Genomic DNA, 16,859 nt, shown 5'->3' on the forward strand with positions numbered 1-16,859 from the left:
ATATGCTAAAGGGGGAATTAAAAATGCTACTAAAAACAATCTACTGTAAGGTGGAAGAAGAGAAAAAGGAATTGTTTTCAAATGCGCAAGGAAAATGGCGTGATATACGGCACCTAGATGGGTTTCATGGACAATTTGGTGGATGGTATGAAGATGAGGCATGTGTATTTACTTTATGGGAAGATAGAAGTGCATATCAATCATTTATGAATGGTGCTCACGATACAATTTATTTAAATAGTAATCAAGAGGATACGTTTCTTTCATGTGAAATTGAATTATTTCAAACGTTGTATGATATAACTGATACGCATTTGAAAGACGTTGTTACAGAAGGATCATTCGTAAGAGTTGCTATATGTGATGTAAAGATGGAAAAGGAAAATCATTTTTTACATAAGCAAGAAACAATTTGGAATAAAGGAATGGAAAAAGCAAAAGGAATGTTAGGTGGAGTAGTTGGGAAGTCTTTAAAAAATAAAAATCGTTACATAGTGTTAACGTATTGGAAAGATGAAAAGACGCATCAACATTATGTGGAAGAGATTTTCCCAGGTTTATATAAATTAGCTAATATTCATGAAGAGATAGAAGAGATAAAAGGAAAACAAGCTGTATGTAAGGAAGAATGGCTTGTATATTAAACGCTGAAAAAGTGCATAAATGAATGTATAATAAAGATATTTTCTTATAAACAAGTAATTAATAGAAGACGTTATATACCCTTTCATGTTAATATATTTAAGTTATAATAGGAGGCTTACCCTTTTGTATTGTACGGTAGAAGCAGTGTGAGCTTGAAATTTTTTTAGAAAAGGATGTGCCTAATTTGCGTATCAATAAATTCATTAGTGAAGCTGGAAAAGCGTCTCGACGTGGAGCGGATAAACTAATTAATGAGAGAAGAGTAATTATTAACGGTAAGGTTGCAAAAATTGGTGACCAAGTGAACCCAGGTGATGATGTACGAGTAAATGGAGAGCAGCTTCGAATTGCTCGAGATCACGTATATATCGCTTTAAATAAACCAGTAGGTATTACATGTACGAGTGAAAAATCAGTAAAAGGTAATATTATTGATTTAGTGAATCATCCTTTACGAATTAGTCACATTGGACGTCTTGATAAAGACTCTGACGGTTTAATTTTGTTAACGAATGATGGCGATATTGTTAATGAGATTTTACGTGCTGAAAACAAACATGAGAAAGAATATATCGTTTCAGTAGATAAGCCAATTACACCTGATTTCTTAGAGAAAATGGCAGCGGGTGTTAAAATTTTAGGAACAAAAACGCTTCCTTGTGAGATTACACAGTTATCAAAATATGAGTTCCAAATTATTTTAACACAAGGGCTAAATCGTCAAATTCGCCGTATGTGTGAAGCTTTAGGTTATCAAGTATACACGTTAAAACGTACGAGAATTATGAATATTGAATTGAATAATTTACCAGTTGGGCAGTGGAGAGATTTAACGAAGAAAGAGAAAAGACGTCTATTTGCAGACTTAAATTACGAACCACAAGATTGGTAAAATTGTGAAGTGAAACCAAAAAAATTTGGTTTCACTTTTTTAAATTAAATAAATAATTTTTTTAAACACTTGCAAAAATAAAATGAATAAGATATATTAAATAACAATAAATGGATGTTTTATAAAAAGCAAAGAAAAGGACACGAGTTATTTTACCCGGTTATACAGAGAAGGAAGGAAAGCTGAGAACTTCCTAACGCAGAAAAATAACTTACCACCTTAGAGCTGCACTAGGGAAATTAAGTATCTAGTGCCGTGTATGCGACGTTATCGCAAAAGAAGCCATTATGTTTTTTTGTGATGGGAATCTGGGTGGAACCACGGATATAAGCATATTCGTCCCTATATTTAGGGATGAATATGCTTTTTTGCATTCAATTTCATAATAAGCGAAGAAAAGGACACGAGTTATTTTACCCGGTTATACAGAGAAGGAAGGAAAGCTGAGAACTTCCTAACGCAGAAAAATAACTTACCACCTTAGAGCTGCACTAGGGAAATTAAGTATCTAGTGCCGTGTATGCGACGTTATCGCAAAAGAAGCCATTATGTTTTTTTGTGATGGGAATCTGGGTGGAACCACGGATATAAGCATATTCGTCCCTATATTTAGGGATGAATATGCTTTTTTGCATTCAATTTCATAATAAGCGAAGAAAAGGACACGAGTTATTTTACCCGGTTATACAGAGAAGGAAGGAAAGCTGAGAACTTCCTAACGCAGAAAAATAACTTACCACCTTAGAGCTGCACTGGGGAAATTAAGTATCTAGTGCCGTATAAACGACGTTACCGTAAAAGAAGCCATTGTTTGTTTACAATGGGAATCTGGGTGGAACCACGGGTAAAAGCACGCTCGTCCCTATTTTAGGGATGAGTGTGCTTTTTATTATGAAATGGAGAGATGAAAAATGAAAGAACAAATGATTGAAATTAAATTTCCAGATGGTAGCGTTAAAGAATTTGTAAATGGAGTTACTTTAGAAGAAATTTCTGGATCCATTAGCAGTAGTTTGAAAAAGAAAGCAGTCGCGGGGAAAGTAAATGATGGATTATATGATTTACGCCGAAATATTGAAGAAAATGCGGAAGTGGAAATCATTACTATAGATTCAAATGAAGGGGTAGAAATTGCAAGACACTCCGCAGCACATATTTTAGCGCAAGCTGTAAAAAGATTGTATGGTGATATAAATCTTGGAGTAGGACCTGTTATTGAAAATGGATTTTATTATGATATGGATCTTCCAAGTAGTGTAAACATAGAAGATTTACGAAAAATCGAAAAAGAAATGAAAAAGATCATAAATGAAAATATAAAGATAGAACGAGTTGAGGTTTCTCGAGAAGAAGCAGCTAAACTGTTTCAAGAAATGAACGACCGCTTGAAATTAGAACTTTTAGAAGCAATTCCTAGTGGGGAAAGTGTAACACTATATAAACAAGGTGAATTTGTAGATTTATGTAGAGGACCACATTTACCATCTACAGGTTATTTGAAAGCATTTCAATTAACTCACGTTTCCGGTGCATATTGGCGAGGTGATAGTAATAACCAAGTGCTTCAGCGCATATATGGTGTTGCATTCTCTTCTCAAAAAGAATTAGAAGAGTATTTACATTTCGTTGAAGAAGCAGCAAAAAGAAATCATCGTAAGTTAGGCAGTGAGCTTGAGTTATTTATGTTTTCTGAAGAGGCTCCGGGAATGCCGTTTTATTTACCGAAAGGACAAATGATTCGTAACGAATTGGAAGCATTTTTAAGAGAAATTCAAAAAGAGTATAAGTATCAAGAAGTACGCACTCCGTTCATGATGAACCAAGAAGTATGGGAGAGATCAGGGCACTGGGGACATTATAAAGATAATATGTATTTCTCTGAAGTAGATAATAAAAGTTTTGCATTAAAACCGATGAACTGCCCAGGGCACATGCTTATGTTTAAAAATAAATTACATTCTTATCGTGAATTACCGATTCGTATGTGTGAATTTGGTCAAGTACATCGTCATGAATTTAGTGGTGCGTTAAACGGATTATTAAGAGTACGTACTTTCTGCCAAGATGATGCACATTTATTTGTAACTCCAAAACAAATTGAAGATGAAATTAAATCAGTAATGGCACAAATTGATTACGTATATAAAACTTTTGGATTCGAATATGAAGTAGAGCTTTCTACTCGTCCAGAAGATTCAATGGGTGATGATAAATTATGGGAGCAAGCAGAAGCGGCATTAGAAAATGTATTACAATCGCTAAATTATAAATATAGACTAAATGAAGGTGACGGTGCATTTTACGGGCCGAAAATTGATTTTCATATTAAAGATGCTTTAAATAGAAGCCACCAGTGCGGAACAATCCAGCTTGATTTCCAAATGCCAGAGAAATTTGATTTAAATTATATAGATGAAAATAATGAAAAGAAAAGACCAGTTGTTATTCACAGGGCAGTTTTAGGGTCATTAGATCGCTTCTTAGCAATATTAATTGAGCACTTTGGAGGTGCGTTCCCGGCATGGGTGGCACCAGTTCAAGTGAAAGTAATTCCAGTTTCAAATGCAGTACATGAACAATATGCCAATGAGATTGCGCATAAATTAGCACAAGCTGGAGTTCGTGTTGAACAAGATGCACGAGATGAAAAATTAGGATATAAAATAAGAGAAGCACAAATGCAAAAAGTACCGTATGTTCTTGTTATTGGTGATAAGGAAATGGAAAACGGAGCTGTAAATGTACGTAAATATGGGGAAGAGAAGTCAGAAGTTATTGCGCTAGATGTATTTGTGGCAACTATTGAAGAGGAAATAAAGAATAGAAAATATTGATTGTAAAGAAAACACACTATTAGCAATTAGTGTGTTTTCTTTTTTATCTTACAAAAATGTAAGGTAAATGTAAGCGAAATCGAGGGAACGAGTTGTAGAAAAATGAGAATATGAAGTAGGAAAAAGGTTCATGTTACAGGTGTAACTCTTCTTGAATGAATAATTAAAAAATTCTTAAGAATTCGCATGACAAAATAATAAGAAATATGTGAGAAATTAATTTTATACAAAAGGGATGGAGTGAAAGAGATGTCAACAAATGTAGTTACTGTAGAAAGTGTAGAAAAAACGTATGGGAAAAGAAATGAGAATCAGTCAAAAGCATTAAGGGGTGTATCGTTAAGTATTAAAGAAGGAGAATTTGTCGGGATCATGGGACCTTCTGGGTCTGGAAAAACGACTTTACTTAATGTGATAAGTACACTTGACCAAGCGACAGGTGGTAGTGTGACGATAGCTGGTACAAATATTACTTCTATGAAGGGCAATGCGTTATCTGATTTTCGCTCTCAAAAATTAGGTTTCATTTTTCAAGATTTTAATCTTCTAGAAAACTTATCAATTTATGAAAATATAGCTTTACCACTTTCTTTGCAAGGCGTACCGTCAAGTGAGATTACTGGAAAGGTAAATGACGTTGCGAAGAAATTAGGCATCACCGAAATTTTAACAAAATATCCGACGGCTGTTTCTGGAGGACAAAAGCAAAGAACAGCGGCGGCAAGAGCTTTAGTACATAATCCAGCAATTGTATTAGCAGATGAACCGACAGGTGCGCTTGATAGTAAAAACGCAAAAAGTTTATTAGAAGCGATGCAAGATTTACATGAAAATCACAATGTAAGTATTTTGATGGTTACACACGATGCATTTAGTGCAAGTTATTGTGAGCGTATTTTATTTATTCAAGATGGTCTTCTTTATAAAGAATTAAACCGTCAAGGTACTCGAGAGAATTTCTATCAAGACATTTTAGGTGTGCTCGCTCATATGGGCTCAGCTGCTGAGTCTAAGTAGGGGGTGAAACTATGTTATTTAAATTATCACGTCATAGTATGAAAAAGATGTTAAAAGATTATATGGTTTTACTTATTGGCCTCGTTATTAGTATTAGTATTTTCTACATGTTCCAAACGATGGCGATGAATAGTGAATTTACAAAAGATAATAGTCTAATTAGTAGTATAAGGCTCGTCTTCTGGGTAGGTGCAATACTCTTATCCTTCATTACTGTATTTTATATTATATATGCCAACTCTTTCTTGCTCACGTTAAGAAGAAAAGAACTCGGTATGTACATGATGCTTGGTGCGAAAAAGAAAAAAGTAGCACAGTTATTATTTATTGAAACATTCGGTATGGGTATTGTCAGTATTATTATCGGTATTTTAGTAGGGATGTTACTTGCAAGTGTAGCAGGGAACTTTTTAATGAATGGAATGGAAATTTCAGCAAAAGGTAGTTACGCATCTGTATACACACCAGCAATTTTAGTTACAGCTATTTTCTTCTTAATATTATTTTTCATTACTGGCATAATGAACAGTGTCCGATTGTTACGAAAAACTGAACTAGAGTTAATTCGTGAAGATGAAACACTAGATGAAGTGAAGAAAAGTAAAACTCGCATTATTATAATGACAGTACTTGGTGTATTACTAGTAAGTACAGGGTACTATTTTATGATCAATGTAAAAATTTATGCTGAATTAGGTTTTATTATAGCAACCATCGTTACAACACTTGGAACATATTTTATCTTTAGTTCATTACTCCCATTTTTTGTGATGAAAATTAAGGGGAATAAAAAACGAAATGAAACTGGTCTAAATAGTTTTACATATGCACAGCTACGCTTTCGAGTAAATAGTTTATCGAGAGTATTAGGTACTGTAGCAATGTTAATTGCATTAGGCGCAGGTGCGATGACGGCAGGTATGGCGTTCCAAAAAAATGTAGGTATTATGACAGACTTTTCTCGTGTATATGATGTTGTAATTCATGATCCGAATGATCAAGACAAAGCTGCCTTGAAAGAAATGGAAATTGTTGAAGAAAGCAAGTACAAATATAAAGTAGATGGAGAAGCGGTTTATTATTTACGTAACGACTTAACTGCGAAACCGCCACTTGTTTCAGACCATTTTGATACAAAAACTTTAAAAGAGCCTGTTCGCAAACGTGTGACTGAACCTTTAACTGAACCTGTATATTCAGCTTTAGAGGCTCCTGAATTAGCAAAATTCCCTCAAATGCCAAAGGATTGGGAAGACGCAGTTGTAAGAGAGATACAAATTACGCATAATCAATTTAGCGGAAAACCAGTAAGGATTTCAGACGAAGAGCATTATAAAGGGATTCAAGGAACAGAACATACTGTAACATTAGCAAAAGTAGATGATATGAAAAAATATAAACCGTTATTGATCGAAATAGACAAGAGACAAAAAGCACAAATTGAAAAAGCAACAGGTGAAAAGGTAGACTTATTTACGAAAATGACAATTTATCAGTTTATGAACAGCTTCATGAGCGGAACAATGTTTATGGGATTTTTCCTCGGAATTGCCTTTTTAGCAATGATGGCAAGTTCCCTTATGTTCAAAATATTAACAGGTGCTTCTCGCGACGTACGCCGTTATGAAATGTTACGAAAAATTGGTGTGAGACGTAGTATGTTAACGAAAAGTATATATAAAGAAATTTCGTATTTATTTATCTTCCCAGCGATCATTGGCATTTCTCACGTTTTAGTAGGGCTTAACTTATTCAGCTTTATATTAGTTGACCCGTTTGTGAAAGTGTGGGTGCCAATAGGAATCTTCTTAGTCATTTATTTCATGTATTACTGGATAACTGTTCAACTTTATAAAGGTATGGTAATGCCGAAAGAAGAAGTAGCTAAATAGTTTATGAAAAGAGTCCTTGTGTTGAAAGCAAGGGCTCTTTTCTATGTGTTTTTATAAAAATGTGTATGCGAGATGTTTTCAAATCTTTCTGTAATGAATATAACTTGTTAGACGTAATTCGTTATAACGTTGGATTATCACATTCTCAAACTGTCTTATTAGAAAAGGATTTAAAAAATCCATTGCCTACTAAGCTTCATTCCATGCAGCAAAAACATATTTTGATAAGATAGAAGCAGATCAAAAACAATTTATTACTTTTGAGAAATCAGCTCATTATCCACAATTTGAAGAGAAAGAAAAATTCTATAAGTGGATGTACGATACATTCATAAAATAAAGTATATCCGAACTTTAGAGAATTGAAATAGTTAGCGAGATGTATAAAGATTTTTAGATGCATAGTATTACATAGTATTAACTGAAGCGAAATTAAATAAAAAGACTCTTGATAAAAAATAAGAGTCTTAAGTACAACCAACTATGAATGACTTTTCTTTTTATAAAGAGATACAAAAATAAAAAAAGATAGCTGAAGACAAATTGTTTTCAGCTATCTTTTTTCGCCTAAAGTGGAGGTAAATCAATCTTACCTTCTTCAAATAATTCTTTTATCATATGCTTCGTATAACCAGCGGCTTGACCAAATGTGATTTTTGCTGGCATTGGTGCTTCGTTAGCATCTACAACTACATCAATAATACACGGTTTATTTTGTTTTACTGCATTTTCGAAAGCGGGAAGGAGTTCATCTAAATTCTCAACACGGTATCCAATACCTCCACACGCCTCTGCATATTTTGCAAAAGCAGGGTTCGTTAAATCTGTTTCGAATTCGATATTACCCATGACTTCTTGCTCGAATTTAATCATCGCAATTTTATTATTGTTTAATACGACGACAACGATTGGTAATTTATATTTTACAGCTGTTACGAAGTCATTCATCGTCATTCCAAATCCGCCATCACCACAAACTGCAAATACTTGTTTATCCGGGAATGCAATTTTTCCAGCAAGAGCACCAGGTAAACCGCAACCAAGTGTTGCGAGCCAGCTAGAAATGACAAATTGCTGGTTTGTCATACGGAAGTGTCTTGCGGTCCATACTGTTACATTTCCAACATCGACTGATAGAATTGCGTCATCATGTGCTACTTGCTGCAGAGCATGCATAACGCGTTGTGGTTTAATTGGAATGGAAGAGTCTTCTTCTTGATCGTGTAATTTATCTTCCCACTTTTTCATCATTTCTTGGTGCTGTTCTAAGAAGGAATGATCTGTGTGTTCTTCAACATTTTCAATTAACCATCGTAATGTTTTATCAGCATCACCAGCTAAACCAATATCTGTCGCATAACGTTTCCCAATTTGGGCAGGATCTGTATCGATATGAATTGTTTTTGCTTTTTCAGGTAAGAAGCCGGTGAACGGATAAGAAGTACCGACCATAATTAAAGTATCTGCATGCTTCATTGCTTCATAAGAAGGTTTCGTTCCAATTAATCCCAATCCACCAATACAAAGAGGGTGTTCATCAGGAATAATTCCTTTAGCTGGTAATGTAAGTACGATTGGAGCACCAATTTGTTCTGCCAATGCAAGTAAAGATTCTCTCGCATGTTTTGTTCCTTTTCCAGCTAAAATCACAGGCTTTTTCGCTTCATTTATTGCGAGTTTCGCTGCATCTAAATCTTCTTTTTGTGGAAACAACTCAGGCAAAGTAAAAGAAGTATTTGTAACACGGGCACCATTTTTCACTTCAAATTTCGGGACATCATCTGGAATAGTAAGAACGGATACACCTTTTTTCGTATAAGCCATTCGAATTGCTTGATTCACTACGGCAGGTAGTTGCTCTGCTGACATAATACGCTGGTTATAAACCGCAACATCATCAAACATTCTTTCTAAATTTACTTCTTGGAAAAAGTCCGTTCCAAGTAAATCGGTTTCTACTTGACCTGAAATTGCTAGAACAGGGGCTTTATCGAGTTTCGCATCATATAAACCATTTAATAAATGAATAGCACCAGGTCCTGCAATTGCCATACAAACGCCAAGTTTTCCTGTTAATTTCGCATAGGCAGCCGCTGCTAATGCACCAGCTTCTTCATGGCGAACTTGAATGAATTTAATTTTATCTTGTTTTTTTCTTAAAGCTTCAATGATAGAATTAATGGAATCTCCAGGCATACCGTATATGTGCTCTACTCCCCAATCAATTAATAAGTCAACTAATGCTTCACCTGCTGTTTTCCCAAACATAATTGTTCCTCCTTATAATAGGTAGATAACATTATGTTTTGAATAAAAAGGAAAAATATACAAGTAAGAAATTTATCTAGTTATTTGTAATCCAAGAATCAGTGTGGGAGGAACAAAAGCTTCACTTTAGCAACTTTAAAGATGACCAGCGAATAAAGTGAACACTGTTATTAGTAAAAAACCACTAGTTGCCCACATTAGAAATGTAAGGAAAGAGAGCTGTTTCTTAGCTTTCCAAAGCATTTCATGAATTGTGACATATCCAAGTGAACCAATAGCACTTCCCATAATGAGGCCTTGCAGGTGAAGAGCTTTTCCTTCCATCAAAATGCCAAAAACTGTGCCAGTACCGAGAATAAGAGAAAGTAATAAAGTCGTTAATAAAAAGGAAATATATTTATGTTTTGTAAAAAGAAATGGAATAATTAAAGCTAATCCTTCTGGAATATGGTGAACGACGATTGCTATTAAAAAGGGAATGGCAGAGTCATTATGATTTATAAAAGCTGTACCTAACGCAAATCCACTCGGTATATTATGAATAAATATAGCGAAAGAGAGAAAAAGAAAGGTTTGCCATGCTTGTTGATCTTTTTTATGTATCATTGGATGGTGACAATAGTTATCTAATAAGCCCATAACTAAAATACCGATAGCTATACCAAGTATAGGTCCAATCATTTCATAGCTTGAAAATGTTTCAGGAATAATTTCAAGTGACAATAACCCAAACAAAATACCGCCACATAATGCGTATAAACGATGCATCTTTTCTTCAATGAGTTGGCGTGTTGCTACTCCAACAGCACCGCCTAATAGTAATCCACCGAACGAAAAAAATGTTACAATCATTGGGATCCATAAACGTTCCATAGTATCACACTCCGATTCTATTCCCTTATTTTTAGCTTACGAAAAGAAAAGTTAGATTAGTCCAAGTAATTGTGTTTGAGTATAGAGAAAAAAGTAGTGATTCGTTATAATCTATATATTAAACTTAAGTGAGGAAATGAAAAGGGGAATTGGTTATGCAACAAATTAAAAAAATAGGAAACTCATTTTGGTATATGACACCTGTTTCTGAAACAGATAGACCTATATTAGGAATGGTTGTTGGAAAAGAAAAAACGTTAATGATCGATGCAGGGAATTCAGAAGAACATGCACAATTATTTTTAGAAATGTTAAAAGAACAAAATGTATCAAATCCTGATTTTGTAGCACTAACGCATTGGCATTGGGATCATATTTTTGGATTATCTGTATTACGGAATGCATTAACTATTTCGCACGCTGAAACGAAAAAAGAAATGCAGACAATAGTATCTTATGAATGGACAGATGAAGCGTTGGATGCACGCGTAAAAGAGGGTACTGAAATTGAATTTTGTGCGGATTGCATCAAGAAAGAGTTTGAAGAAAAAGCGAGAAATATTAACATTATTCCTCCGGCCTTAACGTTCCAGGATCAAATGGAATTAGATCTTGGTGAGGTGACATGCGTGTTAAAACATGTGGGCGGAGATCATGCACATGATTCAGTTGTTATGTACATAAAAGAAGAAAAGATATTATTTTTAGGGGACTGTATATATGCAGATATTTTTTCCTCGAAGTGGAACTATACGACGAAAAGAACGTTTGCATTAATAGATGAATTAGAAAAATTTGATGCTGAGACATATATTCTTTCTCATGGGACAGCTATAAATCGAGAAGAGTTTTTACAAGAAATTCATTTGCTAAAAACAGTAGGAACATATACAGAAGCTCATAAAGGCGATGAAGAGAAGATAAAGGCAGCGTATAAACAAGAGCTAGATAGAGAATTAAATGAAGATGAGTTAGAAACAATAACGTATTTTGTCAATGGTTATGAAATGAATAATCTGTAAGACACTACATTAATCAAATATAATTAAATTGCACAAAAAGAGTATTGAAATTTAATTCAATACTCTTTTTAATAGTTAAATATCTAGTTACAACCAATTTTTAAAATTGGGGCTCGTTATCTGAAGTTATATCACTTTATAGGGGTTCAGATAGCAGCTTTCTTTGCTAATTCAGTAATATATTCAAAGAAAACATCATGTTTTACATCATAAACGACATTTACAGGTCGTCCATCAGTAGTTTCTTCTGTACGTCCTTGGCTTGGTCCGTATGTATGAACGATACTATTAATCGTTTCAGTTTTTGCAAGGCTAGTGTTTCCGACAAAAGCGGTAGTTAGTACATCCCATAAATAGTAAGTAGAGTTCGTTGAGAAGTGAACGAGAGGAGGGACCATTGCATAGCATTGACCAAGGAAATCCATACCAATATACTTTCGTTCTTTTGCCCATTGTTCACGTATGTTTATAGTTAACGGAACTTGGTTTGTACTTTCTAGTGTCACTAAGTCGATTTTAATTTTTGCATCCCATACACGAGCCACTGCTTCAGGGTCCCAAAACGAATTCCACTCAGCTGTTCCATCATGCTCTGGTTCATGTACATTGCCAGCTTTAAGAAATGTACCACCCATCCAAACAAGGCGTTCAATTTGATCTTCGATTATGGGAGCTTCATATAATGCACGAGCAAGGTCAGTTAGGGGCCCAGTAAATAATAAAGTTGTTTTTTCTTCCGTTTGTAGAAGCGTTTCTATTAAATGATGATGCGCAGGTTTTGCCGTCACGGGTGTTACAACTTTTCCAGACTCATTTAAAATTGGTAAAGCATCTACATAAAATGCATGCATCCGCCAGTCTTTCGGAAACGGGTTTTGCCCGCGAGAGTTTGAAGCGGCTACGGCAAAATTACCTTTGCCGAAGCGATCGATAATTTTACGACTGGCAGACATTGCGGGTTCTAAATAGCAGTCTGCTGGGATAACAGATACCCCCGTAAGTTCAATGTTTTCCATTTGAAGTAATAAAAATAATGAAATTAAATCATCTACGCCGCCATCATGATTGAAGTACACTTTTTTCTTCATTGTAATCTCCATCCTATATGATTTAGTTAGAAATTAAATATGAATTGAGGAAAAGTCATCAATAATTTCCACCACTTCAATTTCTCCATTAATCAGTAGCTCAGGAAGCTCATTTCTAATATTTCCTTTCCAATACTCTCTAGCTTGTTCGATTTTTTGAGAAAAAGGAATTCCATCTTCTTTCGGTAAAAGATTCCCGTCACCTTCAAAAGAACTTCCGATCACTCGTAGTTTAACAATCTGTAAAACTTCTCGATTGTAAGAATCAAATAGCGCTCTCCATTTCAAAGCATCCTCATAGCTTTTAGCAGCATATAAGCAAGATAATCTGGAAGGGTATTCAGGGAATTCTTGTAGTCTAACCATTTCTACAATTGTTTCTCTAACTGCTCTAATTGTTTGATCCATATAACTCATAACTACTTTAGTATTTTCATTATTTATATGTAATTCGTTATTTTTATAGTGTTTATTTAAAATTTGTATGCCATCTTCACCACTAGCATTTAATTGTTCTCTTTCAAAAAAGAAGTGATATAGAGTATTGTGTTGATTTTTGTTAAAAGGAATGATTTGTCCGATATGCATTTTTTTCCTAGTTACGATGTGATATGCGTAAAATTCTGCTTCATTCATGGTTGTCCTCCTAGTAATAATGTAATGAAATGTTAAATTTAGTAATTCAACATTGCGATATATATAACCTCTATAAGTAAAAGTGAGAATTAGAGTAGAAAGGAAAAAATATGAAAGCGTTTTAAATTTGTTCACAAAATGTTCACTTACGAAGGGGTTTCCAATGTCGATATAATGACAAAGACTCAAAGAGAAAGGATGATGAAATTTGCCAACAACAAGAAAGGAAAACCTCCAATTTGGCATGATGATGTGCCTTGGGATGGTTATCGTAATGACGTTTTACAATTTACTAATGAATGAAACAGGAGGACCAATTTATATTAAAGAGATTGCATTAGAACTATTAATTGGCTTTATTATTGCACTATTAATTGAAATATGTATCGTTGGACCTTGTGCGAAAAAAATTGTATTCATATTGCCATTTGATAAATCTAAAAAAATAAATATTATCGTTGCAATGGCGACAACTATGGTAATTGGAATGGTGTTCTTTATGTCATTTTTCGGTATGGCTATGATGTATTTACATGGTGGACTACAAGGAGATTCATTTGTTTCCATTTATTTTTCGATTTTTATTAAAAATTTCATAATGGCATATCCATTACAATTAATTATTATGGGACCGCTTGTACGTTTCTTATTTGCAAAGTTTGTTATGAAAAAGAAATCTTTTAATGTAGCGTAATTTTTATTTATAAAACATTATATATAAATAATAAAAAATAAACACATCTCGCATTTTTGAGGTGTGTTTTTTTGTTCATTCCAAGTTATTTTCATAGTGATGTGACATTTGTCCTTTTGCCATTATAGGATGATGGTTTTTAATTAAGTCAGAAATAAAGGATGAGGAGATGATTTTTTGAAAGGTATTATATTTGCTGTTTTTGCGGGGATATTTATAACACTTCAAGGAACCTTTAATGCGAAACTTAGTTCACATATCGGTATATGGTCGACGAGTATTATAACCCATTTAATTGGATTCATTATTGCAACAACTGTATTTTTGTTAAAGAAAGAAGAGAAAATAACGGATTTAAAGAGTGTGAAAAAAATATATTTAACAGCGGGTGCATTTGGTGGATTCATTATTTGTGCAGAAACTATGGCGATATATGCACTAGGAGTTACATTGACAGCTGGCACACTTATGGTTGCTCAATTGTTAACGGCAACAGTTATTGAAATGAAAGGACTGTTTCATATAAAAAAGATACAGATGGAGAGATATCATATTGTGGGAACAATAATAATGATTATAGGTATTGTTGTATTTAATATGTAAATGAAAGGAGAAATGAATATGGAGGATAGATCAGGTTTAATTACGCATTATTTGAAAACCAATAAAACGCTCGAGGTTTTTTCAGAAATAGATACAGCTTATTTTCAATTAAATCACTTTGAAAAAGACGAGCTCATTTGCAATATAGATGACGAAATGGATCGTTTATATTTTGTTGTTAAAGGTAAAGTAAAAGTTTACACGATTACATCTGAAGGGAAGAAACTAATTCTTCGCTTTATCAATCCATTGGCCATTGTTGGTGATATTGAATTAATTCAAAATAGCAAAGCGCATAATGTCGTTGAAGCTTGTTCAGATGTTGTAGCAATCTCTATTTCTAATACGGTTATTAGAAACAAGTTATTACATGATCCTATATTTATGAAGTTCTTGCTTGAAAACATTGCGAACACGTTAAAAATATCGACTCGTTTTACTGCTCTTAATTTACTTTATCCTGTAGAAGTACGTGTAGCTAGTTATTTGCTTTCAATTTCAACAGATAGTAACGGGAATATGTATAAAGGGGATTTGGATGCAACTTCAGTAACGAGTATTGCAGATTTTATAGGGGTAAGTTATAGGCACGTAATTCGGGTATTACAAAGATTTTATAATGAAAAACTAATTGAAAAGAGTAATGGAGTTATTGTAATTAAAGATTTTTCTAGAATGAAGGAAGTCGCTAAAGATAATATATATGAGCAATGAAAGGGAGAGGAAGATTTTGATTGGATTTAGTTTAGCTATATTAGCAGGAATATTAATTAGCGTACAATCTGTTTTTAATGCAAAAGTAAATGAAAATGTAGGGCAGTGGTTAACGACTACATGTGTCCTTGGGATAGGTCTCATTAGCTCTATTCTATTTTATATCATTACAGAAAACAGTATTAGCATTAAAGTGTATACTGCAAATTATTTGTTTTATGTAAGTGGACTGTTTGGTATCGGGTTAATTATTTGTATAATGGGTGCAATAAAGAGTCTAGGTCCAGCATATACGGTGCTAATTAGTCTTATTACTCAATTGGTTGTTGCGTTATGCATTGATACATTTGGATTATTTGGAATGGAGAGCATTCCATTACAAATAAATAAATTAGTTGGTATAGGTTTATTAATTGTGGGAGTAGGAATTTTTAAAAATCTATTTTTGAATAAGAAAGCTATTCATATAAATGAGGATAGTGTCTAAAGGATATAAAGGGGAAAAGTGTGAATGGTCAGAACTTATACATTTAGATAGTAATAAGTGAGCGATGAGGAGAGAGGATAAATGAATCAGTTAATGTTGCAAGATGGTGTACACTATTTGAAAAGCAATGGGGTATTGCATTGGTGTAAAGTTGCAGGGGCAGCTCATAATACAGTTCCTCTCATTATTGTACATGGTGGTCCAGGTGGCAATCATTATGTATTCGAAAGAACACTTGGGTTGAGGTTAGAAGAAAATATGACTGTTGTTTATTATGAACAAAGAGGATGTGGTAGAAGTGAGGCACCACAAGATGACGGTGAGTACTCAATCAATACTCTAGTCGAAGATTTAGAGGAATTAAGAAAGCAATTACATGTAGAGAAGATAAATTTGTTAGGATATTCTTTTGGTGGACAACTTTGTTTAGAGTATGCTTTGAAATATCCGAAAAATGTTGAACAAATGGTATTACAAGCACCATCGTTAGATGATTTAAATGATATGTATACTGTGCAGATAGAAGGTTTTCTACAAGTAACGAAAGGAGAAATGAAAGAAGAAATATTGATAATAAGTAAGTCAGAAATTCCTTTAAAAGAAAGGTATAATCAAGTTTGGAGTATAGTTGATACAAAAGCTGTAGATCGATTATTGTTTAAAAATGAAGAATTTGCAAAGCTAAATCGGAGTCTTTGGGAGGAAAGTCAGTTAAGTAATACAGGGAAGATGAGCAAAGTTATTTTTGGAACAAAATCATCTTTACCGCTTATTGAGCGTATTAAAGGTTTAGAAATTGATACGTGTGTCATAGTTGGAGCGCATGACTATAACACGGGTGTAGGAATGAGTTATAGAATAACGAGACAATTGAAAAATGGTAAACTTGTTATATTTGAAAATAGTGGACATTTCCCAGATATCGAGGAGACGGATAAAGTATGTGAAACAATTATTGAGTTTTTGGAATAAAAGGGGGATATTAAGGTCGAACCGAATTAATAGAGTTGAATTGGTTATTGGGATATTAAATCATGTAATATGCTAATTGTTTACTTGTAATTGAGGAAGAATCAATTAGTGTATTTGGAAAATAAGTAAAAAAGACCTCGTAAGGTGAAGTGCACCCCAATTGTTAGACACATAATTAACAATTGGAGGTGCATTTTTTATGGCTAAATTTTCTTCAAAAGA

General features: G+C 33.8%; 15 protein-coding genes, 1 pseudogene and 3 other annotated features. Of the genes and pseudogenes, 12 read left to right on the forward strand and 4 right to left on the reverse strand.

Annotation, left to right across the window (positions count from 1 at the left end; all coding sequences use genetic code 11):
* The first annotated feature begins 23 nt into the window (after positions 1-23).
* From ES895_RS09135 to ES895_RS09160, 6 genes and pseudogenes are all read left to right on the forward strand, one after another.
* Positions 24-644 (forward strand): YdbC family protein, encoded by a 621-nt coding sequence (locus tag ES895_RS09135; RefSeq protein ID WP_000925166.1) that lies wholly within the window; start codon positions 24-26, stop codon positions 642-644.
* A 185-nt stretch (positions 645-829) separates the two neighbouring features.
* Positions 830-1,537 carry a 23S rRNA pseudouridine(2604) synthase RluF gene (rluF, locus tag ES895_RS09140; RefSeq protein ID WP_001222170.1) on the forward strand — a complete coding sequence of 236 codons (708 nt, stop codon included), beginning with the start codon at positions 830-832 and terminating at the stop codon, positions 1,535-1,537.
* Positions 1,538-1,659: 122 nt separating this feature from the next.
* Positions 1,660-1,884: a binding site (T-box leader), on the forward strand.
* Positions 1,885-1,920: 36 nt separating this feature from the next.
* Positions 1,921-2,145: a binding site (T-box leader), on the forward strand.
* 36 nt (positions 2,146-2,181) lie between these two features.
* Positions 2,182-2,404: a binding site (T-box leader), on the forward strand.
* 44 nt (positions 2,405-2,448) lie between these two features.
* Positions 2,449-4,371, forward strand: coding sequence for a threonine--tRNA ligase (gene thrS, locus ES895_RS09145; protein WP_135238302.1), 1,923 nt, complete (start codon positions 2,449-2,451; stop codon positions 4,369-4,371).
* A 249-nt stretch (positions 4,372-4,620) separates the two neighbouring features.
* Entirely contained in the window at positions 4,621-5,388 is a 768-nt protein-coding gene (locus tag ES895_RS09150) for an ABC transporter ATP-binding protein (protein WP_000106426.1), read from the forward strand.
* An 11-nt stretch (positions 5,389-5,399) separates the two neighbouring features.
* On the forward strand, positions 5,400-7,280 hold the full coding sequence (locus ES895_RS09155) for an FtsX-like permease family protein (RefSeq protein WP_098020695.1): 1,881 nt from the start codon (positions 5,400-5,402) through the stop codon (positions 7,278-7,280).
* 92 nt (positions 7,281-7,372) lie between these two features.
* Positions 7,373-7,620: pseudogene (locus ES895_RS09160) on the forward strand (hypothetical protein); the annotation flags it as partial.
* A 227-nt stretch (positions 7,621-7,847) separates the two neighbouring features.
* Here the strand turns inward: ES895_RS09160 and ES895_RS09165 are convergent.
* Together ES895_RS09165 and ES895_RS09170 are read right to left on the reverse strand one after the other, a co-directional pair.
* The gene (locus tag ES895_RS09165; RefSeq protein ID WP_135238303.1) at positions 7,848-9,548 is read right to left on the reverse strand and encodes a pyruvate oxidase; all 1,701 of its coding nucleotides are present in this window, start codon (positions 9,546-9,548) and stop codon (positions 7,848-7,850) included.
* 135 nt (positions 9,549-9,683) lie between these two features.
* On the reverse strand, positions 9,684-10,421 hold the full coding sequence (locus ES895_RS09170; RefSeq protein WP_000440616.1) for a ZIP family metal transporter: 738 nt from the start codon (positions 10,419-10,421) through the stop codon (positions 9,684-9,686).
* A 155-nt stretch (positions 10,422-10,576) separates the two neighbouring features.
* Here ES895_RS09170 and ES895_RS09175 point away from each other — a divergent pair, with 155 nt between their 5' ends.
* Positions 10,577-11,443 carry an MBL fold metallo-hydrolase gene (locus tag ES895_RS09175; RefSeq protein WP_001184099.1) on the forward strand — a complete coding sequence of 289 codons (867 nt, stop codon included), beginning with the start codon at positions 10,577-10,579 and terminating at the stop codon, positions 11,441-11,443.
* Between the two features lie 146 nt (positions 11,444-11,589).
* On the opposite strand, the gene ES895_RS09180 is transcribed toward ES895_RS09175, so the two are convergent.
* Together ES895_RS09180 and ES895_RS09185 are read right to left on the reverse strand one after the other, a co-directional pair.
* Entirely contained in the window at positions 11,590-12,543 is a 954-nt protein-coding gene (locus ES895_RS09180; RefSeq protein ID WP_002196477.1) for a nucleoside hydrolase, read from the reverse strand.
* Positions 12,544-12,564: 21 nt separating this feature from the next.
* Positions 12,565-13,167, reverse strand: a complete 603-nt coding sequence (locus tag ES895_RS09185; protein ID WP_001001048.1) for a DUF2441 domain-containing protein — start codon at positions 13,165-13,167, stop codon at positions 12,565-12,567.
* A gap of 208 nt (positions 13,168-13,375) precedes the next feature.
* Between ES895_RS09185 and ES895_RS09190 the strand changes: the two genes are divergently transcribed.
* The 5 genes from ES895_RS09190 to ES895_RS09210 all read left to right on the forward strand — a co-directional run bounded on the left by ES895_RS09190 (position 13,376) and on the right by ES895_RS09210 (position 16,637).
* Complete coding sequence (locus tag ES895_RS09190) at positions 13,376-13,861, forward strand: DUF2798 domain-containing protein (protein ID WP_002103059.1); 486 nt, start codon at positions 13,376-13,378, stop codon at positions 13,859-13,861.
* A 177-nt stretch (positions 13,862-14,038) separates the two neighbouring features.
* The gene (locus ES895_RS09195; RefSeq protein WP_000676014.1) at positions 14,039-14,464 is read left to right on the forward strand and encodes a DMT family transporter; all 426 of its coding nucleotides are present in this window, start codon (positions 14,039-14,041) and stop codon (positions 14,462-14,464) included.
* Between the two features lie 18 nt (positions 14,465-14,482).
* A complete protein-coding gene (locus ES895_RS09200) occupies positions 14,483-15,178 on the forward strand; it encodes a Crp/Fnr family transcriptional regulator (RefSeq protein WP_000390197.1) in 696 nt (231 codons plus the stop codon).
* A gap of 16 nt (positions 15,179-15,194) precedes the next feature.
* On the forward strand, positions 15,195-15,665 hold the full coding sequence (locus ES895_RS09205; RefSeq protein WP_000579027.1) for a DMT family transporter: 471 nt from the start codon (positions 15,195-15,197) through the stop codon (positions 15,663-15,665).
* Between the two features lie 81 nt (positions 15,666-15,746).
* On the forward strand, positions 15,747-16,637 hold the full coding sequence (locus tag ES895_RS09210) for an alpha/beta fold hydrolase (RefSeq protein ID WP_001072690.1): 891 nt from the start codon (positions 15,747-15,749) through the stop codon (positions 16,635-16,637).
* Positions 16,638-16,859: the final 222 nt, after the last annotated feature.

Origin of the sequence: Bacillus sp. 007/AIA-02/001 (assembly GCF_004634455.1) — a bacterium.
In the GTDB taxonomy this organism is placed as follows: Bacteria; Bacillota; Bacilli; order Bacillales; family Bacillaceae_G; genus Bacillus_A; species Bacillus_A cereus.

Coding starts and splice junctions, on each gene's coding strand:
- ES895_RS09175 (WP_001184099.1), top strand. CDS start 10,577: ATGCAACAAATTAAAAAAATAGGAAACTCATTTTGGTATATGACACCT.
- ES895_RS09170 (WP_000440616.1), bottom strand. CDS start 10,421: ATGGAACGTTTATGGATCCCAATGATTGTAACATTTTTTTCGTTCGGT.
- ES895_RS09135 (WP_000925166.1), top strand. CDS start 24: ATGCTACTAAAAACAATCTACTGTAAGGTGGAAGAAGAGAAAAAGGAA.
- ES895_RS09165 (WP_135238303.1), bottom strand. CDS start 9,548: ATGTTTGGGAAAACAGCAGGTGAAGCATTAGTTGACTTATTAATTGAT.
- thrS (WP_135238302.1), top strand. CDS start 2,449: ATGAAAGAACAAATGATTGAAATTAAATTTCCAGATGGTAGCGTTAAA.
- ES895_RS09210 (WP_001072690.1), top strand. CDS start 15,747: ATGAATCAGTTAATGTTGCAAGATGGTGTACACTATTTGAAAAGCAAT.
- ES895_RS09200 (WP_000390197.1), top strand. CDS start 14,483: ATGGAGGATAGATCAGGTTTAATTACGCATTATTTGAAAACCAATAAA.
- ES895_RS09180 (WP_002196477.1), bottom strand. CDS start 12,543: ATGGAGATTACAATGAAGAAAAAAGTGTACTTCAATCATGATGGCGGC.
- ES895_RS09155 (WP_098020695.1), top strand. CDS start 5,400: ATGTTATTTAAATTATCACGTCATAGTATGAAAAAGATGTTAAAAGAT.
- ES895_RS09150 (WP_000106426.1), top strand. CDS start 4,621: ATGTCAACAAATGTAGTTACTGTAGAAAGTGTAGAAAAAACGTATGGG.
- ES895_RS09185 (WP_001001048.1), bottom strand. CDS start 13,167: ATGAATGAAGCAGAATTTTACGCATATCACATCGTAACTAGGAAAAAA.